Below are 25,939 nucleotides of genomic sequence, written 5' to 3' on the forward strand. Positions count from 1 at the left end.
AGCCTTGAGAAAGGCATTCAACTAACCTACGATTTTTATTTAAAGAACATCCAATGAAGATGAAATACCCTTTAGCAACTGCAACCTGGGATTCAGCGGAGTATCAGGCTTTACAAGATGTCATTTCTGGCGGCATGTTTACCATGGGTCCTAAGGTCGCTCAATTTGAGAAAGATGTTGCAAGTTATATTGGCAGTAAATATGCGGTGATGGTTAACTCTGGATCATCGGCAAATTTGCTGATGGTGGCTGCGTTAATTTATACAAAAAATTCAAAACTGCAGCTCAAGCCGGGTGATGAGGTCATTGTGCCCGCCGTTTCCTGGAGCACCACTTACTATCCTTTGTATCAGTATGGGCTAAAGCTAAAGTTTGTTGATATCGACTTGCATACCCTCAATTACGATCTTGATCAATTAAGTGCTGCAGTGAGCTCTAATACAAAAGCAATCATGGCGGTAAATTTACTTGGTAATCCAAATGATTTCTCGAAAATTTATCAAATTATTGGCAATCGTCAAATTGTTTTAATTGAAGATAATTGCGAATCCTTGGGAGCTCAGTTTGAAGGCAAGATGGCTGGCACTTTTGGTGTGATGGGGGCATTTAGTAGTTTTTTCTCTCATCATATTTCCACCATGGAGGGTGGATTAATTGTCACGGATAATGAAGAGCTGTACCACGTACTTGTATCCCTGCGTGCACATGGTTGGACGCGTAATTTACCTAAAGAAAACCACGTCTGTGGCACCAAAAGTGATGATCCTTTTGAAGCATCATTTAGATTTGTATTGCCTGGGTATAACGTGCGCCCTCTAGAGATGTCGGGGCTCTTGGAATTGAGCAGGTTAAAAAGCGCCCTAAGTTAATTGAAGAGCGTCGCAAGAATGGTGTCTTATTGCAGAAAACGCTAAAGAACCATCCGGATCTTTTGATTCAAAACAAGATTGGCTAAAGTAGTTGGTTTGGATTTAGCTTAGTTATTAAGCCGGGATCAACATTCACTAGAAAAGAGTTGGTAAGAAAATTAACAGAGCTAGGCTTCGAATGCAGGCCGATTGTTGCTGGTAATTTTTCAAAAAATGAAGTGGTTAAAGATTGCAACTCCGAGATTCATGGAGACCTAAAAAATGCTGAACATATAGACCGAAATGGCTTATTTATTGGCAATCACCATTATTCAGTTGCTGATGCAATTGATGATCTAGCGCGGATTCAAAAACGAAGGCACTAGCAATACATTATGAGCACAACTGTACAGTCGGGCTATCGGTTAATGGAAAGATTATTTATTTGTCTGCTGAATGAAGAGAGAATCTCTCGCATTAAAAATGCAACAGGATTCCCCATTCAGGCTTTAGATTACGTTGTAAATACTTTTTTAAATGGAGATATTGAAAATGCGGACAGCATCGCATTTATCGATGGAACTGGCATGGTCGCAGCTTACCTACTAAAAAATGGCATTCAACCAAGAAGATACCTGGATTACTATTGGCTTAATAAAAAGAAAAAGTTTGTTTATTGGGTCCTTGCCTATAGCCATTCAGAATTTTAGTCGTTGAGTACAAAATACCCTTTCTAAAGTTAAGATCCATTTCGCCGTGAGTGATGCAATGGGTCTCCTGCTTGAGAAAATTCAACTTAAGCGAGCGACCGTAGAATTTCTTGACCATCACCAATGCCATGCTGCAACAGCCGCCTACTTCTCTCAATTTGAGAGTCAAAAGATTGGCTTGTCTTAATTCTTGACGGTGAGCGTGACGGTTTGTCGTCGACTGTATCGACCTATTCCAATGAAGTATTAAGCGTGCTCTCAAAAAATGATCGCACGGTTTCTTTGGGCTACTTATTTTCAGAAACTACAGCCTATCTTTGCATGAAGCCAAATGAGCATGAGTTTAAATTGATGGGGATGGCGCCGTATGCCGATTCAGATCAACTTGATAGACTGGTGAAAGAGTTGAAGTTGCTTCTTTGGATTGATGGAGGTGGACAATTTGCAAGCAGTGTAAATGCGCACAATTTACTTCCGCAATTGATGCGAATTTATGCATTTGAGCGATTTGATGTTATTTCAGGGGCAATCCAAAAAGTCGCAGAAAGCCTGATTTGCGAGTGGGCTGCCTATTGGTCAAATAAGACGGGTACATCTAGCATCGCCGTATCGGGTGGAGTATTTATGAACGTTAAGGCGGTTAAGCGACTTGCTGGAAGTTCATTTATTCATGATCTTTTTGTTGTGCCAAGCGCATCAGATGAATCTTTGCTAATTAGTGCATTCGCCATATTAAACAGAAGTCGCCAAGTAAAGCTACAGCCCATTTCCGATTTGTATTTGGGGCAAAGTTTTTCGGATGACTATGTAGAGAAAATGATTTCTAGAGAGGGCTTGGCTAAAGAATTTGAAATCATAAGATTCTCTTCGGATGATGTGGCAGAATTTGTAGGGGATTTGCTTGCGAAAAATGAAATTGTTGCTAGATGTGCTGGAGTTGAGGAGTGGGGTGCTAGAGTTCTTGGGAATCGCTCAATTTTATGCAATCCCTCTAATTTTCAAAATATTGAGCGTTTAAATAGCAAAATTAAGTGTCGAGATTTTTGGATACCATTTATCCCAAGTATTTTATCTGAGCACCTGCATCGTTATGCGGTTAATCCAAAAAAGATCAATGCTACATATAATGGCTATCACGTTTGAATCAACACCATTAGCTAGAGAGCATTTATCGGCTGCGGTTCACCCTCGAGACTTTACAATGCGGCCACAAGCGGTGCTGAAAGATTGGAATCCGGGGTGCTACAAGGTAATTGAGTCTTTTTCTAAAAAGACTGGTATTGCTGGCATTCTAAATACTTCATTTAATTTGCATGGCGAGCCAAATGTAAGTACTCCAGAAGATGCTATAAGAGAACGTTGCGGGAGTCTGGGTTGGATTGGTTGCTTGTTAATAACATTCTCTTTCATAAGGTTTGACGATGACCTCGGCTGGAATGATTGGAAGTTTGATTGCTCCGTGGATAAAAAACAATGAGATTTTCGACGCTACTAGCGTTAAAAATCGAGATAATACTTTTGGCCCATATCTTGCGCTTAAGAATGCCTTCGAGAAAAAAAGTATTACGCTTAATACTTCTGAGCTTAATCTATCCTTCAATCCGCAATTTGAGTTGCATCAAGATATTCAAAAACTTGGGAACGCGAACTTTAGTTATTTGCTGATGTTCGAAACACCAATGATAAGGGCTAAAAGTGCAAGCCGAAAATTACTGGCTCCATACCGCAGAGTATTTACTTGGGATGATGGTTTAGTGGATGGAGACCGCTATCTAAAGATTAACTTCCCTAATGTGCTTGCTATTCCTTCAGGAGATGGCTTTCAGGATAGGGATAGATTTTGCTGCCTTATGGCTGGTAATAAAGGTATTACAAAGAGCGATCCAAGAAATTTATATCCAGAGCGCATTTCCGCTATTCGTTGGTTTGAGGTTAATGCTAAGAACGACTTTGATTTGTATGGGCCCGGATGGAAATTGCCTGCCAAAAGAAGTGGGTTCTTAGGCAGAATTATCAACTTGCTTTCTAGGCTTATTTACCCTCATCTTAAATTGACCGCATTTCCAAGTTACCGTGGGATGCTTAAAAATAAAAGCGACGCATTGCTCCATACTAGATTTGCAATTTGCTATGAAAATGTCAGAGATCTACCTGGGTACATCACGGAAAAAATATTTGACGGCTTTCTGTCTGGTTGTGTGCCAGTTTATTGGTGGGGCTAGCAATATAGAGCGATATATCCCATCTGGGTGTTTTATTGATAGAAGAAAGTTTCGCAATACTGATGCAGTGTATCGATACCTAAAAAATATTAATGAAGATGAATTTAGAGGGTATCAAAAAATATTGCTTCCTTTCTTGGGGGGTGAGGCTGCCATTCAATTCGGCGCCGATTGCTTTGCTGAAACCATTGTTAATGCAGTAGTGGAAGAGCTTGCGTCATAAGTCTGATTTCTTTCTAGTGGCCTTGGAGCGACTATTGGTCGCTTTTATTATTTTGGAATCGGTTAGGGTGGCTACTACTTACCTATCCTCAGATGATGATGGGCAACTCTCTTTTCTAATCGCAATTCAAACATTTTGCGCCTTATTACTTAGAAACCCAATTGGACAATATATTAATTTGCACACCCATGAGTGGTGGCGTGATAACTCTTTTTTATTGCAGCTTAGGCTATATCCGGTTTACCTAGTTTTAGTTTCCATGGTTGGGACTGCGATCGCTGTTTTTATGGGTGAGTATTTTTTGGTAAATACCTTGTATGCAGTGTCTGCTGTGTTTTTAATGACGCTAATGGCGTCCTGGAACGCAACCTTACTTCCAATGTTAAATAGTTTAGGTTTTAGGGCTGCATCAATTTTGATGACTGTGATTTCTATTGCGATTGGTTTGGTTGTATCAATATTGATTATTTTGGTAGAGTCTCCCTCTGCTTCTGGATGGTACCTTGGGCAGGGGGTGGGTATGTTTATAGGCGTTATTTTTGCGCTGATTTTCTTTAGACGTATTGCGCCCATGCCTCCCACTTCAATTTCGCGATTAGCATTAATCAATAAGTCATCGGTTATGACTTATTGTCTTCCGCTGGGAGTTGCAACCAGCTTAATGTGGTGCCAAATGAGTGGCTATAGATTTTTGGTGGAGGGTTACTGTGGTATTGCAGCATTAGGTTTACTTGTAATTGGATTGCAGGTTCCCGCTCAAATTTCTGCGTTACTAGAATCTTTGGCAATGCAATTTTTGTACCCATATTTTTATAGTCGCATAAGCGGAGTATCCAGCAAGGAGGTAATTGAATCCTTAACCTCAGACCTTTTAAATGTGATATTACCTTTGTACATTATTTTTGTAGGCGTCGCTATTCTTGGCGCACCATACTGAATAATCTTATTGCTGGTTCCCAATTTTCAGTGTCAGTCCCGCTTCCTTGTTATTGGTGTATTTGTGGAGTTATTTAGAATGCTAGGAAATACGCTGGGGAATGCTGCCCATGCTAAGCGCGAAACCAAGTTGCTGGCTATTCCTTATGGTTTTGGTGCTGTTGTTACGATTTGCCTTTTTTGCTTAGCCGGGATCTTGGAATTGCCTATTAATGTAGCCGCCTTATCGATGGTTGCCGGCGGGGTATTTGTATTCGTCTCGATGTGGTTCGGAATCCGCAAAAGTATTAAGTTAACTATTGAGATTCGCCAGACCTTGTTTGCCTGTTGTTTTTTACTCTTATCAGTATTTCTGGGTCGCTATATGCCAGACCCAAGTGGTCTGGGTATGGCAATATGTATGCTTTTGGTTCTTGGGGTACTCGCTTTTATTGGGGTCTTTTTATTCTTGCGGAGAAACATGGCCCTTAAGCGATTACTATCGGTTCCATTAAGAGCTCAGTAACATGATCATTACGCATCTTATTGGAAGTCTTGGCAATCAAATGTTTCAATATGCCGCCGGTCGATCCATTGCGATTAAGCGGAAGTGCGAACTTAAAGTTGATATATCTGATTTTTGTGGGGTACTGGCTGCACCAGGGTTTTGAGTTGGAGAAGGTATTCAACTGCCAAATTAATTTGGCTACCAATAAAGATTTGATAAATATGCTTGGATTTCAGGGTTATCAAAATATTAGAACACTTCTATCTCGAGCATCGTTTTCCTGGCTCAGGGTTAATGAGTTTATTGTTGAGCCTCATTTTGAATATTGGCCAGAGTTAAGCTCCTCCCCTAAAAATAGTTACATCAGGGGTTACTGGCAAAGCGACAAATATTTTCTGGATGTTGCGAATGAATTGCGTGCGGATTTTGCTTTTAAGAACCCAATGACATCAGTAAATCTTGAATTGGCCAAGAAGATTGAAGGTGAAAATTCAGTGAGCCTGCATATTAGGCGCGGAGACTATGTTCAAAACCCAAAAGCAAACGCTGTGCATGGTACATGTACTTTGAACTATTACTCTGAAGCGATACGGCTGATGATGGACGAAGTGGGTAAACCACATATTTTTATATTTTCCGATGAGATTGATTTGGTAAGGAAAAATTTGAGTATTCCAACCCCCCATACTTTTGTATACCAAAATATTGGCGCTGATAGTGACCGGGATATGCAGTTGATGAGCATATGCAAACACAACATCATTGCAAATAGCTCCTTTAGTTGGTGTGGTACTTGGTTAAATGCTCATTCTAATAAAGTTGTAATATCACCAAAACAATGGTTTCACAATGGAAATGATATTAAAGATTTAATACCGTCGCAGTGGAGAAGTATCTAGTCATGCCAAATCCATCTCCACTCATTACCGTTGCCATGCCGGTTTATAACGGAGAGAAGTATTTATCAGATGCAGTGCAGTCTATTCTTAGTAAAACTATTACAGACTTTGAGTTCTTAATTATTGATGATGGATCAATAGATGGATCGCGCGAGATGCTAAGGGTGTTCGCAGCCAGGGACTCTAGCATTAAATTAATTGAAAGAAATAATCGAGGATTTTCAGATACCGTCAATGAAATTGCCACTCTCGCAATGGGCCGTTGGTTTGCAAGAATGGATCAAGATGACATAGCCTTGCTCAATCGATTTGAGCGTCAAATACATTGGCTTACCCAGGAATCTGCTGATATTTGTGGCACGTAGATTGAGTGTTTTGGCTCTGGACCAACAGAAGTGCGGAAGCATCCTATTGGCGATCAAGAAATAAAATACGGTCTTTTGTTTGGGTCCCTCCTCGCGCACCCTACTGTGATGATGAAAACGGACTTAATCAAAAGATTAAAGTACAACCCAGACTGGGATAAAGCGGAAGATTATGAGTTATGGACTCGATCTGACTTGCTCTGGGTGAAGCTTGCCAATATTCCAGAGGTGCCTCTAAAGTACAGAGTGCATCCTGCGCAAATTTCATCTGCCACTAACATTCAACAACAGAAACTTTTGAAATTAGTTAGGCGTTCCTACTGGAAATATTCAGGTCTGGTGCGGCATTTAGACAATGATTTTGCAGAAGAGCTTCTAAAACTTTATGAGCTTGCACTATCGAAAATTAATATGGACAAGGTGGACTTCTTGGTTTTCAGGATTTTGAGTGAAGCATCAAGAGAGTCGCAGCTTGTTATTTGAAGATTTATCGAGATTCTGTATTTGAAGGCTTGCCACGTTGACCGGTCGGCATCAAAAAGATGGCAGCGCATCTGTGTAACTCATAATTACCCTTATGCCCTGGGTGTACGTATGATGATGTTTGCATCTAGTAAATTTAAGATGCTTGAAAATCCCCGACTCCTAGGATGGGCTAAATCACTCATGCCTGGGTAAATAAACCAAATGTTAGATAAAAAAATTATTCCAATTGTATTGCTGCACCATGATCAAGCGGATGTTCTTTTGCGCGCAGTTAAGTTGATTCATGAGAGAACGATTTACCCGTTTTGCATATTTATTATTGATAACAACTCCCCAGATTCTGAGGATCTAAGATATACATTCCAAATTCTGGAGGCAGAATTTCAAGCACAGATTATTCGTAATTCGAAAAATACTGGATTTATGGATTTAATTTGGCCCTTGATCATCCTGCGTGGCCACAATCTCAACTTTATGCTTTCTCTGATGCAGATATTTATGTGCCCTTATCCATCCATGGTGTCTGCTGGTTAACTCATTTGGTTCAAGAGATGAACTCATACTGCGCAATCGGAAAATTGGGATTGGCTTTAGATCATGATAATTTAAAGAGCAATCCCAGCTTGGCGAGATCCCTGAGTATTGAAGAGTCTTATCTGAAGTGGCCGAAGGTGGGTTCTAATATCGTTGCGCCTGTAGATACCATCATGGCCTTATATAGAAGTGACTATTTCATCACAAAGTTTAAATTTCAGATTGGACATGCTTCGCTTGCTAAGCCTCAATATTTCACTTGCAGAACCGGCGATCAGTATAAGGCGGTGCATGTTGGCTGGGATTACTATCCAAATAATTGGGTGAAGTCCTATTCACCTATTAAGCAATGGAATCAATCACTAGCAATGGTAAGGGCTGGAGCATATGTTACTCGTGAGTTAATGGGGGAGTTCAGACCCCTTCAAAGAATTTTCTTGCTAGTCATCCAATTTGGCATCCGTTCACTGCATGCCTTTAAAGTACGTGCACTAACGTTTTGGTATTTAGTGATGCATTTCCCTAGGCGGGTAAACGAAATTCAGGCGGGTGTCCGTAAGTAAAGCTCTCATTATGAAACAAATTAGCGCCTCTCTTATTTTGTACAACACTCCAGTTGATCAGATTAAGCGGGTCTTGGATTCTCTTGGGGTATCTGAGTTAATAGAGATTTGATATGTTGTTGATAATTCGCCAGAGGATAGTTTGAGGGATTTATTCGGCGCGAACTGGATTCAATATTCCTTGACTGGCTCCAATCTAGGCTATGGTGCTGCTCACAATGTTGCAATGAGCTAGGCGATAGATCATTTTGATTACCACCTTGTTTTAAATCCAGATATATATTTTGATTCCGGAGAGTTCAGAAAAGCAATTGAGCGCACGAATCAAGGGGAGCAAGTTGGCCATCTCATGCCAAAGATACTGAGTGTGGATGGCAGCATCCAGTATCTCTGTAGGCTGCTACCAACACCTCTAGATTTAATTATTAGACGTTTCTCGTTTTGGCCCTTAGCCAGCTTTTTTATAAAACGAGAGGCTCGATATGAGCCGAGATCCTCTGGGTATGAAAATGAAATGAATGTACCAAATCTATCTGGAGGCTTCATGTTGCTCAGAACCAGTGCACTGAAGGTGGCGGGCTTATTCGATGAGCGTTTTTCATGTACGGAGAAGATGTAGCTCTTACTCGCAGGATTAATGAAAAATTCATCATTCTTTACTATCCTGGAGCTACAGTAACCCATCATCATGCGAGAGACTCTTATCAATCCCTGAAAATGCTATGGATTCATTGCGTTAATGTATCCAGATACTTTAATAAATGGGGTTGGTTTTTTGATCAACAGCGCACCCAGATAAATTATTAAACCTGCCTGAGTCTTAACGTATAAACGATTTTATTGGGACTTTCATGTGCATTTATGGGGCTCCCCATTTGCATATTCTTGCGTACATTTGTTTCACAAAACCATAAGATGGTTAAATTGATAACCGCATGGCAAATTACGGACATCACTAATGATCTGATTTCTATATTGGTAGTTTGTGGTCTTTTCATTCGTAGATTTGCGCTGATTTTTGGCGCCCTGCCTGGTGGTACTTCAAGCTATGCCGAAGAAGGCAGACTTAATTTATTGGCGCCAAAGAGGAGTGATCTGTATTCGACTAAATACTGGCCAACAAATGAGATTAATGCTACTTAGAGTTGGCGTGCTCCTCCCGCCTATATCAATGGTTTTATAATGACCCATCGGTTTTCTGCGCTCTTTTTATCGTAATGACCATCAAACATTCTTTCTCGGGTCATCCAAGCTTCCCATATAATTCTACAACTGCGACCATTTGGATAATTGACCAATGAAAGTATTAATTGGACCTTTGCAATCAAAAAATAAATCACGAACATGGGATTAATTAGACTTTTACTCGCTTTATCGGTTGTTGCTTGGCACGCCGATTCACACAATATTTTTAAAATGGTTGGTTGTGAAGTTGCCGTCGAAACTTTTTTATAATTTCAGGATTTTTCATGGCGATGTGCTATTGAACTTATAAAACTAAAGTTTTATTTTGGAAAAGTCGTTATCTTAGGCTTTACCCAACTTATGCACTTTGCTCTATATTGATGCTTTATCTTGTTCTAGGTGGTGGCTCATTCTGGCATCAGATTGCAAATGTGCCTTCGCCTCTTAATATTTTTTAAGGATGTCGCTCTATTTTGGTATAGATGGCGCACATTTTCACCTTGCTGTGTTTTTGCAATATTCACCACCAATATGGTCATTTTTACTCCTTCCGCCAGCCTGGTCGCTGGAAATGGAGTTAAGATTCTACCTGCTTGTGCGATTTCTTTTTAGTCGCTCATTGAAATTTATGGGCGTCTGTATGCTCGGCTCATTCTTGCTTAAAGCCACCTTGTATTTCAATGGATTCTCGTTAGACCATTGGTCGTATCGATTTTTCTCTTCCGAGACGGGGTACTTTCTTCTTGAAAGTCTAACTTACTTTAATAGAGAGCGCATTAAAGTAATTTATTCGGGTGCATTTGTAACGGTGGGGTTTATCGCCGTTATCCTGTTTTATTCTAATTTTTAATCTTATTGACTTTAATATTGAAGTTAAGAAAATTTTCTTCATTGTTCTTATGGTTTTCTCAATAAATGGCATTTTTGATGCAACAAAAAATAATAAATTTGATATTTTCGCTGGAAGTCTATCCTATCCAATTTACCTTTCTCATATTTTTGTGATTGCATACGTACTTCTAAAATTACCGTTTTATATAAAAAATAGTAACTTAATTTCCTCTTGTTACTTTTTTGTGATTCTAGTGTCTAATATCATCTATTACGCTATTGAAAAGGAAAAGCCAATTGATGTATACAGAAAGAGGTTTAAGAGCGCTTCTAATTAGAATCATTTGATTTTCGCTCAATAGCCATTGTCTATAGATAGTTCATTGCCTACTTAAGATGCGACAAGATTTACAAGTGCATAGAGTGAGAAAATATTTGAAAAAAAGTGTGGTTTTGTTGGCGCCGGGTTGTGGAAGGGATGATAAACGGTATTAGCGATCCCACCTATATTAAAAGTCAGAAGTTTCGCATTCCTTGTGAAAGTTTACTCGGTTGCGTTTTGCTACTTCGATATATGCTAGGCTCAGTGGAGCTCATCGGGTTCAAAGGCGTTGCATAAAGCCATAGACAATAAAAATTAGGTTTTCAATATTAATTGCACATAAAGTGCTTTTAAGAAAGGGCGCTTTTATCTTGAATGATAAAAATCACTTATCATGATTACATGGATTATTTAAATCAATTCATATCTTTATTTCAGGTGGCGAATATAAGGTGGATGGTTCTTATATTCGCACCTGCAACCTTAATGGCTATTGTTGTTGAGTGGATTTTTCTTAAAAAATCCTCGACACTCTATGCAATTTATACAAAAAACTTTTCATGGGATTTAAGAAAAGATTTTTTTATTTGGGTAATGGAAATCATAATGATTTGGCCTTTTATTGGCCGATTATTAACATTATCTGTCGGCGTATATGTTGGATCAATATTAAACGATTGGTTTTTTAAATTATCCTCAGTTAAGTTAATTTTGTTGGTGCCTTATTTTTGGCTTCAGGTTATTCTAGCCCTAGCTGCAGGAGATCTTCTGTTCTATTGGCTGCATCGATTTTTTCACATTTCTGAGAGTTTCTGGCAACTTCACAAATATCACCATTCAACCACTTCAATGACGGTTTTTAGTGGGTCTAGGGATAATCCAGTAGTTGGGTCAATCTGGGCTCTTGCGACTGGCATCCCATCGGCTATTTTTGGGTCTCCAGCAGGTATTCCTGATGCGGTTATCTTTCTATCAATCTTTCATACTCAAATTATTCATAGCAAGATTAACCATAATTGGGGATTTGTTGGTAAGTGGATAGTTGTATCACCCCATTCGCACCTTATACATCATTCAGCTCATGAATCACATCGAGATAAGAATTTTTCATTCCTTTTCCCGATTTGGGATCATCTGTTTGGAACATGGTACTCCGGAAAGAATCATGATACTTCGATGCTGGGGATACCCAATGATCCTCAAAATCACTTCCCATGTAAGCAAATTCTCATTAATTGGAAAATTTTCATCAAAATGCAAATTTGTCTTTTAATGAAATTATTTATTAGGTAATTCGAAAATATTCTAAGGGTCTATTTTTATTTAAAATGGTATCGCGTATAAATCATTGCTAAATTTTATCTAGTGTTAAAATTTTATTAAAAATATTGAGAGAATATGAAGATATTAGTCTTAGGTGCATCTGGAATGCTTGGAAATGCCATGCTACGTTTTTTGAGTTCAGATAAGAATTTGAAGGTTTTTGGAACTGTGCGGTCTGTTGGCATCGCTCTCGTTGACTCTGAAAACCATGCCTACAAAATAGTAGACGGCGTTAATGTAGAGAATCATGATGCATTAGTGAAAATTATGGCTGACATACGGCCGACCATTGTTATTAACTGTATTGGCCTGGTGAAACAGTTGCCGGATTCGGCCGATCCATTGCAGGCGATTCCGATCAACTCTATTTTGCCGCATAGGCTTGCTGCATTATGTGGCATTATTAATGCGAGGCTTATTCACTTTAGTACGGATTGTGTTTTTTCCGGTGAGGTTGGGGGGTATTTAGAGAGTGATGCACCCAATCCAACGGATTTATATGGGCGCTCAAAATTACTAGGAGAGGTTGATTACCCTAATGCAATTACTCTACGGACATCAATTATTGGTCATGAGTTAAGCGGTTCTCGAAGTTTGGTGAGCTGGTTTTTGTCTCAATCTGGTCGGGTTAATGGGTTTAGAAAAGCTATATATACTGGCCTTCCTACAGTAGAGCTTGCACGCATAGTTAGAGACTTTATTTTTCCTAGGCCAGAGCTTAGAGGTGTTTATCATATAGCCTCTCAGCCTATTAGTAAATTTGAGTTATTAAATTTAATAGCGAAAATTTATTGCAAAGAAATTCATATTGATCCATCTGACGATTTTTCAATAGACCGCTCCCTTAATGCATCCCGTTTTTATAATGCCACTGGTTATTCTGCGCCACCTTGGCCTGAGTTGATTGAGCGCATGCATCAGTTTTATTGAACCATCTTTTTTTTGGAATGCACTATGTTTACGGATCAAGTTCTTTTAATTACTGGCGGCACAGGATCTTTTGGTAATGCCGTCGTAAACCGTTTTCTAAATACGAAATTTAAAGAAATTCGTATTTTTAGTCGCGATGAAAAGAAGCAAGAGGATATGCGCTTAAGACTCAATCATCCTAAGCTCAAATTTTATATTGGAGATGTGCGCCAGTATGAAAGTATTTATGATGCAATGAAGGGCGTAACACACGTATTTCATGCTGCCGCTTTAAAGCAAGTTCCATCTTGCGAGTTCTATCCTCTTGAGGCTGTAAAAACAAATATTTTAGGCGCAGAAAATGTCATGAATGCGGCTATAGCAAGAGGGGTGAAGCGAGTAGTTTTGCTAAGTACCGATAAGGCGGTATACCCCATTAATGCTATGGGAATATCAAAGGCTATGATGGAAAAGCTAATGATGGCTAAGGCAAGAATGCAGGAAGAGGGTGAGACTGTGTTTTGTGCCACTAGGTATGGCAATGTAATGGCTTCAAGAGGTTCGGTGATCCCTTTATTTGTCGATCAAATTCTTGATGGAAATGAGATGACCATTACCGATCCAAAAATGACGCGATTTCTGATGTCCTTAGAGGACTCAGTTGACTTAGTTTTATACGCATTTCAGCATGCTAAGCAAGGGGATATTTTTGTTCAAAAAGCTCCAGCATCTACGGTTGCTGTTCTTGCAGAAGCACTACAGCAGATATTTAGTCGAGAAATTCCAATAAAATTTATTGGAACAAGGCATGGTGAAAAATTATATGAGACCTTGGTGTCCCGGGAGGAAATGGTTAAGGCTATAGATAATGATCGGTATTTCCAGATTCCTGCGGATAATCGAGATCTCAACTATTCTCAGTACTTTGTTGAGGGGGATATTAAAGTCTCTAGCATTGAAGATTTCACTTCGCACAATGCACATCTTTTGGATGTAGAGGGCGTAAAAAAACTTCTATCAAGCTTGGACTTTATAAGGAAAATCCAGGAGCCAAAGCAAAAACAAAAGGTGGATGCATGAACTCTCTACAGAATTTTATGTTTAATAATGGAGAGCGGTTAATCCCATATATATCACATGATGAAAGTGAGCTAATAAGACACCGCAGTTCTTATGCTTTTTTTCATGCAGTCATACTTGCTGATCTACAAAGAATCAGAGGGATTAATGCGGCGGATAAACCTATAACAATTGTTGATTTGGGGTTTGGCACTGGGTACGGATGTTCGTTGTTATCCAGTCTACCGTTTAGCAAAATTACTGGTGTAGATGTTGAGCATGATTGTCAAACTTTTGCGCAGCAGTACTATCGAAGAGCAAATGTAGATTATGTCATTGAAGATTTGGCAAAATTTATTCCGAAAATGAAGTTTTACGACTATGCCGTTTCGCGTGGCGTGCTCGAGCATGTTTCGGATGGCTTAAATTTGATCGGTGATATTAAATTTAATCGACGCGCGTTAATTGATGTGCCTTTTGATGAGCCTTTGGGTAATGAGCACCATGTAATTACTGGAATTAAAGCGGCCGATTTTGCACATCTCGAAAATTGCGAAATTTTTTATGAAGATATTGAGGGCAACATTTACGACTCAAGCTCTCTCCCAAGCAATGTGAATATGATTATGGTGGTTCTTAGTGCCCCATCAGAGCCAAAAATAAGCTCATTTATAAATTTCCCCATTAATGCAATAAAATCAAATGAATTAGAGTATTTGAATGCTGAGGGTTTGGTCGGTGGTTTAGTGAATTATTACCCTAATGCAGATGCATTGAATCAGGCTATCGTAAATTACATTAGGTACGTGGATGTAGTTTTGGATGTGGGTTGCGGCATTGTGCCAATGGCCTATTTTCGACCAAAAATTCATTTAATGGTTGAGCCATGGCAAGAGTACGTTGATATTCTTGTACAGAGGTATTCGAAAGATAAGAGTGTTTTCATTCTTCGACAAAATGCTCTTGAGGCTTTACGTGGGCTGGCTGATAATTCCGTTGACTCAATTTTTTTGCTTGATGTCATTGAGCATATGGAAAAGGACGAAGGTTTGTCCCTGATTGAAGAAATGGAGCGGGTAGCAAGAGAGCAAATTATTGTTTTTACTCCCCTTGGATTTATGCCGCAACACATAGAGCAAGGCGGAAAGGATGCATGGGGTCTTTCGGGTGCGAGCGTTCAGGAGCATCGCTCGGGCTGGTTTCCGAGTGATTTTCCTGTCGCCTGGAATTTTTTTGTCTGTAATGAATACCACTTAACAGATTCAGATGGACGTGCCTTTGCTGAACCTTACGGCGCATTCTTTGCAGTTCGAAACTACGAGCATAAGACATTTGTAACTGCGGTAGATATGGTGGATATTCGCAGGCCACTTCCATCAGAAATTGAATCAGAGCGGTTATCTGTGGAATTAAATGAGACTCGAGTAAGGGGTCTGCAAATTGAGGCTGAAAAAAAACATCTGATTAGCACAATTGAGGCTGAAAAAAAACATCTGATTAGCACTCTAGATGATTTGTATGCTCAGCTAAAAGTATCGAATAGTGATTTTCAGTCTCTATATGAGACTTACGAAAATATTATTAAATATAGGCTGGTTCGGGCGGCTCTAAAGGTGTCTAAATTAATACATAAAGCTTAATGGCAAATTTAAATATTTTTAACATTAATGGCTATGAATCACCAGGTAGAAGATTCAATGGGATTTCAATTACCGAGTTATTGTCAAGATATGGGATTAACGCTTCACATTTTGTTTGGGAAAAGGATACAAATGATGACATGATTCTCACATGTGAGGGTAAGTACGTAAGACGCGTAAATGAATTTATTAGAAGAGTAGAGGATAGGTTATCCCTTCAGTCGGTATTATACCCCAACGCACGAAAAATCATGAAGATGCCTGCATTTGAAAATGCTGATGTACTGCATTTGCATATAATTCATTCGGGGTATTTGAGTTTTGGCGACCTTCCGGTACTCACCAATGCAAAGCCCACTGTTTGGACTTTGCATGATCCTTGGGCGATGACTGGGCATTGTGTCTATCCAATCTCCTGCAATAGATGGCTTAACGAGTGTGGTCAATGCCCCGATCTAAACGCGCATTTTCCACTACGTTTTGATACAACTAATTTCTTATTTCACTACAAAAGAAAAGCGTATAAAAAATCTAACTTCGATCTTATTGTTGCCTCTAGTTGGATGGAGGACATGGTTTCTCGCTCACCAATGTTTGAGCATGCAAGGGTCCACAAGATTCCATTTGGGATAGATCTCGATTTCTTTTCTGATAAAGCCGCACCGGATGCAAGGGCCCGGTTTGGAATTCCGGATGATGCCTTGGTGATTTGTTTTAGAGCAGTTAATAATTCATTTAAAGGTTTGCCATTTATACTTGAGGCATTAAGAAGAATAAAATCTTCAAAACGAATATGCCTTCTAACTTTTAACACTGCGGGACTTTTAGAGGAGTTTCGCAACACATTCCAGATAGTTGAATTAGGATGGACAAACGATGAGCAGCTGACACGAGATGCATTTGTAGCATCTGATATTTTTTTAATGCCTTCTACTGCAGAGGCTTTTGGAGTAATGGCGATAGAAGCTTTGGCGTGTTCAAAACCATTGATTGTATTTGAGGGGACAGCCCTCCCAGAAGTGGTATTTTCTCCTGATGTTGGTATTGCAGTCCCAATGAGGGATGCAGTTAGTCTATTTGATTCGCTGCAAAGATTAATTGAGAATTCTGAGGAAAGAGCTTTTCGTGGGAAGCTGGGCAGGAAAGTCGCTGAAAAATATTACGGCCAAGATTTGTTTGCTGCTAGATTAAGTGAGGTATATAAGATGGTAGCTCAATCATGAAGATCCTTTTGGTGACAGATATACCCCCCTGCAAAAATTTTACCGCAGGTTTGGTGTTAGACAGGCTTGTAAGTTTCCTGCCCAAGAAAAAAATTGCAATTTGTGCAGTCATAAATTCAACTCTACATCCAGAAATTCCGATTGAATTAAATGATATTCCTAAACTCATTTTAGTAAAACCTAAGGAGAGTGGTTTTTCTGGCTTAGCATTTGGGCTTCATAGACCATTGAATATTTTGAATGAGGTTTTAAGGGGGGTTAGGGTTAGATTTCTTATTCTCCCAAAAATTATTGCATTTGCTCGAGCCCAGAAAATTGAAGCAATTTGGATCGTGCTGCAAGGGCAAACAATGGTTCGTATCGCCAATCCGCTGGCAAATAAACTTTCTTTACCTATGTTTACTCAGGTATGGGATCCACTGGGATGGTGGTTGAGAGAAAATTTTGTGACGGGCTTAATGGAGCGACATTTTCTCTCTCTCTACGCAAAGGCCATAAGGTCTAGCAGATGCTGTGCCACTGCTTCATTGGCCATGTCTGAATTATATTCATCGGAGTATCTGGTTGGAACTCAAGCAGTGATAGCGGGCCTTCCCGCGCGATATTCTCAGGGCTCACAATTTACATTAAATGGTAATGCTAAGTTTCTTATAGGTATGGCAGGCCAATTCTATTCAACTGAAGAGTGGAATAGTCTGATAGCAGCGCTAGACGCTGCGAATTGGGTAATTTCAGGGAAAGAGATATGGGTAAGGGTGCTTGGGCCTGGTTTTCAGTCTTTTACGCAATCCCCTAAAAATATTGAATATTTGGGTTGGAGATCACAGATTGAGACGGTTAAATCCCTAAGAGACTGCGATTTGCTTTATATCCCCTATTGGTTTTCGGATAAATTTAAGGAGGAGGCTAAGAATAGCTTCCCATCAAAATTAGTTACTTACCTTTGTGCAGGAAGGGCTGTTTTTTGCCATGCCCCTATTTATGCTTCGCCCTCTATTTACCTTTCGGAAAATGAGGCCGGTTACTTATGCCATTCTCTGGACCCAAAAGAAATAATAAGAAAAATTGCGGGGGTTATTGAGGATCCAGATCGTTATGCAAAAATCTCTGAGAATGGATCTACTTGTTTTCATAGAGACTTTACATTGGAGAGCATGAAAAAATCTTTCAATGATTTTTTAGGTATCAAGGAATTAAATTAAATGGGCAAATATTACCCAAGGCCACTTTGGATTGGAGGAAATTATTTTGACCTTATTTGTCAATTAATTAAAAGAGATATTGAAGCCAAATACCGAGGGAGCTTATTTGGTATTTTGTGGTCCCTCCTGAACCCATTCCTATATCTTGGGGTATATTTTTTAATATTTAAATATTTTTTACCATCGAGATCGTCAAATCAAGAAAGTAATGCCACCTTTATATTATCTCTATTTTTAGGTTTGATCATATTTAATTTTTTCTCAGACTGCATAAATCGCTCGCCTAGCTTAATAACTTCTAATCCAAATTATGTGAAAAAAGTAGTATTCCCATTGGAGTTATTGGTTTTTGTCTCTATTGGCTCGGCATTTTATAATTTGATTATTGGTTTTATTGCTTGGTTTGTAATGTATTTTTATATTTATGGCCAATTTAACTGGGTAATGGTATTGGCACCGATATTTGTATTGCCCCTCGGCCTTTTTGTACTCGGATTTTCATGGTTTTTGAGTGCGCTAGGGGTATATATACGGGATATTATTCAACTAATGCCTCCACTAACCCAATTACTCATGTTTTTATCCCCCATTTTCTACGACCTTAGTCAAGCGCCAAAATGGGCAAGACAGTTGATTCTATTCAATCCTTTGTCGTTTGTAATAGAGCAAGAAAGGTTGGTGTTAATTGGAGGCATTTCGCCAGATATTTTGGGCTTCACACTCTATATTTTTATAGGCTTAATTATTGCTTCAGTAGGGCTGTGGTTTTTTAAAGTTTCCAGGCCTGGATTTGCGGATGTTTTATGACAGAATTAGACAGCTCATTAGGCGCGCCTATGGCGGCAATTACGGTCTCAAATTTGGGAAAGGCTTACCAAATTTACGATGATTCCAAAGATAGATTAAAGCAAATATTATTGGGGTGGAGGAAATCGTATTCTCGCGAATTTTGGGCGCTGCAGAATATAACATTTGAGGTAAAAAAAGGTGGCTCGCTTGGTATTATTGGTAAGAATGGAGCAGGCAAAAGTACTTTGTTGCAGCTGCTTACGGGGACTTTGAGGCCCACATCTGGTTCAGTAATTACCGCTGGAAGGGTTGCTGCAGTTCTTGAACTTGGCGCAGGATTTAATCCTGAGTTTACTGGTAGTGAGAATATATATTTATATGCTAGTTTATTTGGACTCAAGAAGATTGAGATTGATTCCAAATTTAAAGAGATTTTAGATTTTTCAGAATTGCATGAATTTATTAACCAGCCTGTGAGAGTTTATTCAAGTGGAATGCAGGCAAGACTAGCGTTTTCAGTTATAGCTCATGTTGATGCAGACATTCTTATAGTTGACGAGGCGCTTTCTGTTGGGGATGCATTTTTTGCTCAAAAATGCATGAGATTTTTGCGAAACTTTAAGAAGGTTGGTACTGTAATATTTGTTAGTCATGATATTGCGGCTATTACATCTTATTGTGATGAGGTAATTTGGTTGGATGGTGGCAGGAAATATAAATCTGGGCCGGCTAAAGAGGTGTGTGAGGAATATTTTTCATCCTTGTATATGCAGGATGAAGATTCTTTTCGTGATGAACAAGCTCTAATTTTTTCTACTAAAGATGATGAAATAGCAGATGAAGGGCCTCGGAAGAATTTATCCCATGCTAAATTATCGGATCCTGGACTGCAGAATATTGAGTCATTTGGATTCAATTTTGATGCAATGTCTTTTGGCAGGGGTGATGCAAAAATAACTCAAGTTGACTGGGTGGGTAGCGACGAACTCCCTTTATTAACATGTGAGGGCGGAAAAGAAATTATCGTCAGAATAAATGCGACGATGATAAGAGATGTTGTATCGCCAATTATTGGCTTCACTATTAAGGATAGATTAGGGCAGCACCTTATAGGTGGAAATACCTACCATAGCTATAAAAATACCCCTCTATATTTTGAAGCCGGAGCGCTTTTGGAGGCTGAATTCCATTTTAAATTACCAATATTAGCAATAGGTGAGTATTCATTATCAGCGGCAATAGCAAGTGGAACTTTGGCTGATCATACCCAATTGGATTGGATTCACGATGCAATTATCTTTCACGTTAATGCATCTTCAATAGAGGGGGTATTGGTCGGAATGCCAATAGATAGAATTGGGCTTCGTCGAATATTATCGAGTGAAGGTGCCACTCTTTTGGAAGGCTGATTCATTAATTTTAATTTATAAAATATACTAGCATTTATTTGAATTTAAACAATTAAAAAGAATGTGACGAAAATGTCTAATAAAGATGGTGAACACAAATATAAATGTGCATTTTGTAGTAGCAAATCCCTTACAGAGGTTCTGGATCTTGGGGAGGTTGCTCTGGCGGGTGGATTTTTGAGTTTAGACCAATTTGCAGGGGAGCCAAAGTTTCCGTTGAGAGTCTATTTTTGTAATGATTGCCTAGCTGTTCAAGTCATTGATATTATCGACCCGCAATTAATGTTTGGAAATTACTTTTATTTTTCCTCTCAAATTAAGACCTTGCGAAATCATTTTGAAGATTATGCTACAGAGGTAGTTTCTCGATTTCTTGAGCCTAGGAAGTCGACTGTATTGGAATTTGGGTGCAATGATGGGGTCTTGTTACGACCACTTGCCGATCAAGGCATTCGCACTTTGATAGGGGTAGACCCCGCATCTAATATCATTTCAACTATCAATGATGAGCGCATAAATGTCGTTAATGATTATTTTACCGAGGCAACATCTAATTCGGTGATAGAGCGTTTTGGCAAGGTAGATATGGTTGTTGCTAATAATGTTTATGCACATATTCCGGATATTTGTGGCGTAACTAGAGCTGTTAAGAATGTTTTATCGGACGACGGGGTATTTATATTTGAGGTGCATTATTTAGGTAAGATCATTCAAGGGATGCAATATGACATGATTTACCATGAACATCTGTACTACTATTCCCTTATTGCCTTGGAAAATCATTTTAAAAAACATGGAATGGTAGTATTCGACATTAAAGCTGTTCCCATACATGGCGGGTCTATGCGCTACTATGTATGTAAAAAGGATGCTACCCATGCAAACAATATTTCTACGCGTGTTGATCTGTTGAGAAATGAAGAGCTCCAGCTTGGATATGACAAGCCAGAAACGTATAGAGATTTTGCAAGTAAGGTGAGAGATAGTCGAGAGAGGTTGATGAATGTTCTCGTTGCCCTGAAGGCTAAAGGGCGTACTGTAGCCGGTTACGGCGCGTCTGGAAGGGCCAATACTATCATCCAGTATTGTGGAATTGATAATAGTCATGTGGAATACATGATTGACGATGCTCCAGCGAAAACTGGCTTTTATACTCCGGGCTCTCACCTTGAGATTTACTCAAATGAAGTGTTGAAGGTAAGGCAGCCAGACTATCTTCTTATTTTTGCATGGAGCTTTATCAATGAAATTGCTGCGAAATGTGAGGGCTATATGGATAACGGTGGAAAGCTGTTAATTCCATTGCCTGAGGTCAGGATTATGATGACCCCGTATAGCGAAGATATTCTTTAGAAGCTAATTTAGCTTGAATTATTAGCGCAGAAAAATTTTGTAATTATTTGATTATTTTTTAATAAGGCATGTTATGAAAGTCGTATCAATTTTTGGCACCAGACCTGAGATGATAAAAATGTGGTCAACACTCAAAAAGTTAGACGAACTAAATTTTGAGCACATTATGGTTCATACTGGCCAAAACTATACGCCAGAGCTTAAAGATTTTTTCTTTCGTGATTTAGAGCTTCGAAAGCCTGATTATGAATTAAATATTAATACAGCTAGCTATGGAAAAGAAGTGGCCGATGTCATTATGAAATCGGATGAATTATTTGCAAAAATTAAACCTGATGCCCTTTTGATTCTTGGGGATACCTATAGTGGACTATCTATCATGCCTGCCACTCACCATGGAATCAAAACTTTTCATATGGAAGCTGGTTTAAGAGCGTGGGATAAGCGAATGCCAGAGCAGCGTAATCGAATGTTGATTGATCATATGTCCAGCATACTGCTTCCATTTAATCAATACCATAGAGAGAATTTGATGCGTGAAAATATTCATCCATCAAAAATATTTGTAACCGGAAATCCTACCTACGAAGTCATGAGGCATTTTGAGCCAAAAGTTCGCGCTTGTGATGTGCTTAAGCGTCTTGGTTTAGAAGAAAAAGGATATGTTTTGGTGACCGCCCATCGTTCCGAAAATGTGGATAGTCCAGAAGCCTTGGTTCGGATTATTGATGCACTTGGTCAAATTGTAAGGATTCAAAAACGCGAAGTTATTTATCCAATGCACCCTAGGACAAAGAGTAAATTGGCGGGAATTGAGATTCCAGGTGGGGTGCGAATTATGGATCCCTTGGGATTTTATGACTTTAATAAACTTCTAGCTAGTGCATGGTGCGTGTTGTCTGATTCAGGTACCGCTTCTGAGGAGGCTCTATTTTATAAAGTCCCATGCGTCAATTTGAGAATGACAACTGAAAGGCCCGAAACGGTCGAAGCTGGGGGCAATATTATCGCTGGATTAAATCCCAAAAATATCATTGACTCGGTTGAAACGGCTGTAACTCAAGAATGGGGTTGTCGTTATGACTTAAATGAGAACTTTACCGCCTCATCGGTAGTTGTAAACACCATTCGTAGCGACATAACAAACTTTTTCTAATCTAAATATCTTGGTGCTTTAGTGGATATACCTTTTTATTAGGTCTTCGACAAGCACAAAGATTTTTTAGAGGGGTAAAGATGCATTCTTTTTATTCAGAATGGCTGCAATGCTCTTGGACTTGAAAAAGTAAATTTAATTTATATGATTAAAAATTTAGCGCTAAATAAGTTTTTACAGGCATGTTTGGTTGCGCTACTATTAATCTGCATTACTTTTCCAGACGTTATATTTAATGGAGCTAGCTTTCGGTTAACTGATCAGGCTGTAGGTGGTTCAGTTGGGACGCTGGCGCGGAATGTTTACCCAGCGCCTTCCACTGAGGGGTGGTGGGCAAGCTATAACGATAACGGTGGTGCCTTGTTTCAGTCTGAGCCCATGATGGAATTCATGAGAAATACTATTCAGTCAGGGCAATCACCATATTGGAATCCATATTCTGGTGGTGGATCATTGGGTCCTGAGACACTGGTTGATCAAAAATTTTCATTCTTTACCCTGCTGTACTCAATTTCTTGGGGCGGAGCAGGCGCATATAACTTCATACTGCTTGGTTTATATTTTTTTGCAGTAATGTTTTTATCATTGATCATATGTGAGCATTTAAATTTATCTATTTATGCTGCAATTGCAGGCTCTACTTTTTATCTTCTGAATGGGTATTCAACGGCTAATTTTGGATCCAATGTAACCCAAAGCTATCTCTATGTTCCAATGTGCATGTATACGGCGTTAGCGTTCATAAATAGATCTAGCGCATTAAGATTTATTTCTTTTGTTCTCGCATTTTCCGTATTTTTATCTTGCACGTTTATCCCAACGACCATAACGTCAGTAATCCCAATTCTCTTCATTGTATTCGGATACATGTATGCCAAAATAGGCTGGGGAAGGTTAAGCTGGGCTGAAAGTATCAAATTAATTGGAATTATGTTGCTGGGAATGATTCTAGTTCTTATGCTTCTATCTTTTATATATATACCAGTAGTTGCAAATATTTTGAGTGTAGGTGAGATGGAAACTTATGCCAAAAGAGTTTTTTTCCCAATCAATTTCCCCCAAGCGATCGCATCATTATTTTCCCCATCGCATTTTTATCAGTCCTATAACGCAATGGAGGCAAACGCACTTTTTTGGAGCGATGGAGTTACAAAAAACGGAGTGACAGGTAATACAGTCTTTCATCTTGGGGTAGTGGCAATTATGCTTTCAGGGTGCGCCTTCAAAGTTTATTTAAATGAATATAGTCGATTTATTTGGATTAGTTTGGTATGTATTGCATTTGGGTTCATTCGTCTGTTTGACCCCTTTCCATTCGATATTATTTTTTCCAAGATTCCAGTCATTGGAAATATTGGATGTCAGTATTGGTGGCCACCTGTGATTTTTCCAACTATATTTCTAGTGGCTTTTGGTATGGATAATCTATCAAAAAAGAATGCGCAAATTATTCCAGCAATTGCACTCATGCTAATTGGTGTATTTTCGCTATTTTATGTCTATTGGATATTTGGGCTTCAGGATCCGTATTATCATTTCAAAAAGATATCTCTATCGCTATTAGCGTGTGCATTTCTTGTCATGACAGTTCTTGTTGCTAATTCACTGTCTAAGAAGAGCATATCTTCTAATAAGTTGATAGCGTTAATTTTATTTCTCTTATTTACAGAGCTTATTCTTGATAGCAAAATGATGCGCTTACCTCGCCAGGATATTTTTGGCGGACACTCTTCAGTGCTTGATTATGTTATGAATAACGTTGGACTTGGCCGCACTCTCACATTTGGGCAAGGTGGAATTTACCCAGAACTTGGATCTGCTTTAAAAATTCAAGAGGCCACATCTTTCAATTTGGGGGTTTCACCAGAGTATGTAAAGTTTTTGAATAAAACAATCTCCCTAGGAAATTCAGCTCAAACCTTCTATGGCGCAAGTTTGATGCTTATGCAGGATAAGCCGGAGTTGCACCACATCAATTGGGAGAATATTAACTTATTGGGTATTAAATTTATATTATTACCAATTGGATTTAATGCTTATCACGAAATTTTAACCAATAAGGGCTTTCATGTTTTGGAAAAATCTGGAAGTGCTGTGTTGTATGAAAATCCCCATGCTATGCCAAGAGCATTCACGGTTAATAGCCCGATTGACCAAAATGGCTTGGATGTAATTTTGCCATTGCATTATCAAACAACTTTAGAGCCGGCAAAAATTACAAAATATGAGAATACTTATATTGAAATTCAGGGTAATTCTTCTTCTAACCGATTGCTGGTATTAACTGATAATTGGAATAAAAATTGGGCCGTAGAAGTGAATGAAAAGCCTGCTGATTTGATCAAGGTGAATGGGGTATTTCGTGGAGTCATAATTCCTAGGGGCGTATATAACGTTCAGATGAAATACAAATCCAATGTTATATTTTGGTCAATTATCATTAGTTTGTTTTCGGCATTAATGCTAATTTTAGTTGCGACATTTAGGGTTGGATTTAGCAAAACTATTGATCAATTTATTTATGGAAAAAATCCCATTCTCAATCATATAAAAAATAAATGCTAAAAAATCGAGATATAGACCCATACAAGCTAGAGTACGATGCTTTTCAAAAGCTTCTCAAAGGGGAGTCATTCTCTATTTATGAGGTGGTAGTGTTGTGTTTTAAATCTTTACTCTCAATATTTGAGGGAATATTTAGACATATACCAGGAGCATTGGGCTATAAATTAAGATATTATTATTACAAACTTGTCTGTAAAAGGATTGGTCAAAACGTTTTAATAGATGTTGGTGTCATTCTTAGTGGGACTGCAAATATTAGCATTGACGACTACACTTGGATTGACGCGAATTGTATTATTAGTGCAATGCTCGGTGAGGTAAGTATAGGAAAAAGGGTGCATATGGCATCTTTTTCCATTATCGGATCAAGGGAGCCTGTAATTATTGAAGATTATGTTGCATTAGGAGCATCAAGCAAGATTTACTCTAATTCTGAGGTGGTTGTTCCTGGCAAGCGCATGAGTGGTCCTATGATTCCTGAAGAAGACAAGGCGTTTTTCAGCGCCCCTGTTTATTTAAGAAAAGATAGTTTTGTGGGGGCAAATTCTGTAATCATGCCAGGCGTAGAGTTGGGGATTGGTGCGGTTGTAGGGGCAAATTCATTAGTCACAAAGTCGGTAGCGGCATGGACAATCGTTAGCGGAGTCCCCGCAAGAAAATTAATGGCTCGTGAAAAATTTGATTTACCAGACTATTGATA

General features: G+C 39.0%; 25 protein-coding genes. All 25 read left to right on the plus strand.

What is annotated here, in order from left to right; translation table 11 throughout:
* Positions 1-53: 53 nt before the first annotated feature.
* A complete protein-coding gene (locus tag DXE35_RS01350; RefSeq protein WP_231969912.1) occupies positions 54-869 on the plus strand; it encodes a DegT/DnrJ/EryC1/StrS family aminotransferase in 816 nt (271 codons plus the stop codon).
* Positions 870-1,276: 407 nt separating this feature from the next.
* A complete protein-coding gene (locus DXE35_RS01355) occupies positions 1,277-1,558 on the plus strand; it encodes a hypothetical protein (RefSeq protein WP_114689298.1) in 282 nt (93 codons plus the stop codon).
* A gap of 252 nt (positions 1,559-1,810) precedes the next feature.
* On the plus strand, positions 1,811-2,701 hold the full coding sequence (locus DXE35_RS01360; protein WP_331851919.1) for a carbamoyltransferase C-terminal domain-containing protein: 891 nt from the start codon (positions 1,811-1,813) through the stop codon (positions 2,699-2,701).
* A complete protein-coding gene (locus DXE35_RS10860) occupies positions 2,685-3,035 on the plus strand; it encodes a carbamoyltransferase C-terminal domain-containing protein (protein ID WP_162784921.1) in 351 nt (116 codons plus the stop codon). The genes DXE35_RS01360 and DXE35_RS10860 overlap by 17 nt, the downstream gene beginning before the upstream one ends.
* The gene (locus DXE35_RS01370) at positions 2,980-3,780 is read left to right on the plus strand and encodes a hypothetical protein (protein WP_162784922.1); all 801 of its coding nucleotides are present in this window, start codon (positions 2,980-2,982) and stop codon (positions 3,778-3,780) included. Before DXE35_RS10860 ends, DXE35_RS01370 begins: the two co-directional genes overlap by 56 nt.
* 67 nt (positions 3,781-3,847) lie before the next feature.
* Positions 3,848-4,003: a hypothetical protein gene (locus tag DXE35_RS09170; RefSeq protein ID WP_162784923.1), complete on the plus strand. Its 156-nt coding sequence runs from the start codon at positions 3,848-3,850 to the stop codon at positions 4,001-4,003.
* A 34-nt stretch (positions 4,004-4,037) separates the two neighbouring features.
* Positions 4,038-4,940, plus strand: coding sequence for a hypothetical protein (locus tag DXE35_RS01375; protein WP_162784924.1), 903 nt, complete (start codon positions 4,038-4,040; stop codon positions 4,938-4,940).
* Between the two features lie 9 nt (positions 4,941-4,949).
* Complete coding sequence (locus DXE35_RS01380) at positions 4,950-5,444, plus strand: hypothetical protein (protein WP_162784925.1); 495 nt, start codon at positions 4,950-4,952, stop codon at positions 5,442-5,444.
* A gap of 50 nt (positions 5,445-5,494) precedes the next feature.
* Entirely contained in the window at positions 5,495-6,325 is an 831-nt protein-coding gene (locus DXE35_RS01385; protein ID WP_231969913.1) for an alpha-1,2-fucosyltransferase, read from the plus strand.
* Between the two features lie 2 nt (positions 6,326-6,327).
* Positions 6,328-6,690 (plus strand): glycosyltransferase family 2 protein, encoded by a 363-nt coding sequence (locus DXE35_RS01390; RefSeq protein ID WP_114689304.1) that lies wholly within the window; start codon positions 6,328-6,330, stop codon positions 6,688-6,690.
* A 30-nt stretch (positions 6,691-6,720) separates the two neighbouring features.
* Positions 6,721-7,173: a glycosyltransferase family protein gene (locus DXE35_RS01395; protein WP_114689305.1), complete on the plus strand. Its 453-nt coding sequence runs from the start codon at positions 6,721-6,723 to the stop codon at positions 7,171-7,173.
* A gap of 204 nt (positions 7,174-7,377) precedes the next feature.
* Positions 7,378-7,710 carry a glycosyltransferase family protein gene (locus DXE35_RS01400; RefSeq protein ID WP_114689306.1) on the plus strand — a complete coding sequence of 111 codons (333 nt, stop codon included), beginning with the start codon at positions 7,378-7,380 and terminating at the stop codon, positions 7,708-7,710.
* 17 nt (positions 7,711-7,727) lie between these two features.
* Positions 7,728-8,273, plus strand: a complete 546-nt coding sequence (locus DXE35_RS01405) for a hypothetical protein (protein WP_114689307.1) — start codon at positions 7,728-7,730, stop codon at positions 8,271-8,273.
* A gap of 2,824 nt (positions 8,274-11,097) precedes the next feature.
* On the plus strand, positions 11,098-11,904 hold the full coding sequence (locus DXE35_RS01435; RefSeq protein ID WP_162784926.1) for a sterol desaturase family protein: 807 nt from the start codon (positions 11,098-11,100) through the stop codon (positions 11,902-11,904).
* A 105-nt stretch (positions 11,905-12,009) separates the two neighbouring features.
* On the plus strand, positions 12,010-12,864 hold the full coding sequence (locus DXE35_RS01440; RefSeq protein WP_114689314.1) for a dTDP-4-dehydrorhamnose reductase family protein: 855 nt from the start codon (positions 12,010-12,012) through the stop codon (positions 12,862-12,864).
* 24 nt (positions 12,865-12,888) lie between these two features.
* Entirely contained in the window at positions 12,889-13,923 is a 1,035-nt protein-coding gene (locus DXE35_RS01445; RefSeq protein WP_114689315.1) for a polysaccharide biosynthesis protein, read from the plus strand.
* Positions 13,920-15,542, plus strand: a complete 1,623-nt coding sequence (locus DXE35_RS01450) for a class I SAM-dependent methyltransferase (RefSeq protein WP_114689316.1) — start codon at positions 13,920-13,922, stop codon at positions 15,540-15,542. The genes DXE35_RS01445 and DXE35_RS01450 overlap by 4 nt, the downstream gene beginning before the upstream one ends.
* Positions 15,542-16,765 (plus strand): glycosyltransferase, encoded by a 1,224-nt coding sequence (locus DXE35_RS01455; RefSeq protein ID WP_114689317.1) that lies wholly within the window; start codon positions 15,542-15,544, stop codon positions 16,763-16,765. Before DXE35_RS01450 ends, DXE35_RS01455 begins: the two co-directional genes overlap by 1 nt.
* Positions 16,762-17,967 carry a glycosyltransferase gene (locus DXE35_RS01460; RefSeq protein ID WP_114689318.1) on the plus strand — a complete coding sequence of 402 codons (1,206 nt, stop codon included), beginning with the start codon at positions 16,762-16,764 and terminating at the stop codon, positions 17,965-17,967. The genes DXE35_RS01455 and DXE35_RS01460 overlap by 4 nt, the downstream gene beginning before the upstream one ends.
* The gene (locus tag DXE35_RS01465) at positions 17,968-18,774 is read left to right on the plus strand and encodes an ABC transporter permease (RefSeq protein ID WP_114689319.1); all 807 of its coding nucleotides are present in this window, start codon (positions 17,968-17,970) and stop codon (positions 18,772-18,774) included.
* Positions 18,771-20,165 carry an ABC transporter ATP-binding protein gene (locus DXE35_RS01470; RefSeq protein WP_231969914.1) on the plus strand — a complete coding sequence of 465 codons (1,395 nt, stop codon included), beginning with the start codon at positions 18,771-18,773 and terminating at the stop codon, positions 20,163-20,165. Before DXE35_RS01465 ends, DXE35_RS01470 begins: the two co-directional genes overlap by 4 nt.
* A gap of 72 nt (positions 20,166-20,237) precedes the next feature.
* Positions 20,238-21,518 (plus strand): class I SAM-dependent methyltransferase, encoded by a 1,281-nt coding sequence (locus DXE35_RS01475; RefSeq protein ID WP_114689320.1) that lies wholly within the window; start codon positions 20,238-20,240, stop codon positions 21,516-21,518.
* A 73-nt stretch (positions 21,519-21,591) separates the two neighbouring features.
* Positions 21,592-22,674 carry a non-hydrolyzing UDP-N-acetylglucosamine 2-epimerase gene (gene wecB, locus DXE35_RS01480; RefSeq protein WP_114689321.1) on the plus strand — a complete coding sequence of 361 codons (1,083 nt, stop codon included), beginning with the start codon at positions 21,592-21,594 and terminating at the stop codon, positions 22,672-22,674.
* A 144-nt stretch (positions 22,675-22,818) separates the two neighbouring features.
* Positions 22,819-25,239 carry a YfhO family protein gene (locus DXE35_RS01485; RefSeq protein ID WP_114689322.1) on the plus strand — a complete coding sequence of 807 codons (2,421 nt, stop codon included), beginning with the start codon at positions 22,819-22,821 and terminating at the stop codon, positions 25,237-25,239.
* The gene (locus DXE35_RS10865) at positions 25,233-25,937 is read left to right on the plus strand and encodes an acyltransferase (RefSeq protein ID WP_114689323.1); all 705 of its coding nucleotides are present in this window, start codon (positions 25,233-25,235) and stop codon (positions 25,935-25,937) included. Before DXE35_RS01485 ends, DXE35_RS10865 begins: the two co-directional genes overlap by 7 nt.
* The last annotated feature ends 2 nt before the right edge of the window (positions 25,938-25,939 follow it).

The organism is Polynucleobacter necessarius, from assembly GCF_900095215.1.
GTDB classification, from domain to species: domain Bacteria; phylum Pseudomonadota; class Gammaproteobacteria; order Burkholderiales; family Burkholderiaceae; genus Polynucleobacter; species Polynucleobacter necessarius_H.